Source organism: Enterobacter cloacae complex sp. IR5441 (assembly GCF_049238215.1).
GTDB lineage: Bacteria > Pseudomonadota > Gammaproteobacteria > Enterobacterales > Enterobacteriaceae > Enterobacter > Enterobacter hormaechei_C.
The window spans coordinates 1-1,331 of the sequence record NZ_JBMKIA010000104.1 but is presented as its reverse complement, the minus strand read 5'-3'; the positions used below and the strand labels follow the sequence as shown (position 1 = coordinate 1,331).

General features: G+C 53.3%; 1 protein-coding gene. It reads right to left on the bottom strand.

Features of this window, described 5'->3' with window-relative positions:
- Window positions 1-11: 11 nt before the first annotated feature.
- Window positions 12-1,240 (bottom strand): IS3 family transposase gene (locus ACOTX5_RS26520; RefSeq protein WP_104159316.1). Its coding sequence is split into 2 segments (ribosomal slippage): window positions 12-925 and window positions 925-1,240, totalling 1,230 coding nucleotides; the frame shifts between segments, so codons are not numbered across the junction.
- Window positions 1,241-1,331 lie beyond the last annotated feature (91 nt).

The window sequence follows — 1,331 nt, the reverse complement described above, 5'->3', positions numbered from 1 at the left end:
TGGATTTGCCCCTATATTTCCAGACACCTTTTATCACTTAACCCATTACTGGCCCGCTGCCGCAGATATTCCCGTGGCGAGCGATAACCCAGCGCACTATGCGGATGCCATTCGTTATAATGCTCGAACGCCTCTGCAAGGTTCTTTGCTGCCGTTAACCCGTCTGGTTTGGGCATGATACTTATGTAGTCACGCTTTATCGTTTTCACGAAGCTCTCTGCTATTCCGTTACTCTCCGGACTCCGCACTGCCGTGTTCTTCGGTTCAAGTCCCAACATCCTGGCGAACTGACGTGTTTCATTCGCCCGGTAGCATGAACCATTATCCGTCAGCCACTCCACTGGAGACGCCGGAAGCTCGCTGCCAAAGCGGCGTTCCACTGCTCCCAGCATGACGTCCTGTACTGTTTCACTGTCGAAGCCACCCGTTGTGACCGCCCAGTGCAGTGCCTCACGGTCACAGCAGTCCAGCGCGAACGTGACCCGCAGTTTTTCTCCGTTATCACAGCGGAACTCAAACCCGTCAGAGCACCATCGCTGATTACTTTCTTTCACAGCCACTCTGCCGGTATGTGCCCGTTTCGATGGCGGTACAGCGGGTTTTCGCTCAAGCAGCAGCGCATTCTGGCGCATGATCCGGTAAACACGTTTGGCATTGATCGCAGGCATACCATCAGGTTCTGTTTGTCTGCGAAGCAGCGCCCATACCCGACGATAACCATATGTGGGCAGCTCTCCGATAACATGGTGTATACGGCGAAGCACATCCGTATCATCCGTGTGACGGCTGCGGCGGCCGTCCTTCCAGTCATCGGTTCGTCTGAGAATGACGTGCAACTGCGCACGCGACACCCGGAGACAACGGCTGACGAAGCTTACTCCCCATCCCCGGGCAATAAGGGCGCGTGCGCTATCCACTTTTTTGCTCGCCCATATTCAACGGCTTCTTTAAGGAGTTCATTTTCCATCGTTTTTTTGCCGAGCAGGCGCTGGAGTTCTTTAATCTGCTTCATGGCGGCAGCAAGTTCAGAGGCAGGAACGACCTGTTCTCCGGCAGCCACAGCAGTAAGACTTCCCTCCTGGTATTGCTTACGCCAGAGAAATAGCTGGCTGGCTGCCACACCATGTTGCCGGGCAACAAGGGAGACCGTCATTCCCGGTTCAAAGCTCTGCTGAACGATAGCGATCTTTTCCTGTGTAGTACGCCGTCTGCGTTTCTCCGGCCCTAAGACATCAATCATCTGTTCTCCAATGACTAGTCTAAAAACTAGTATTAAGACTATCACTTATTTAAGTGATATTGGTTGTCTGGAGATTCAGGGGGCCAGTCTA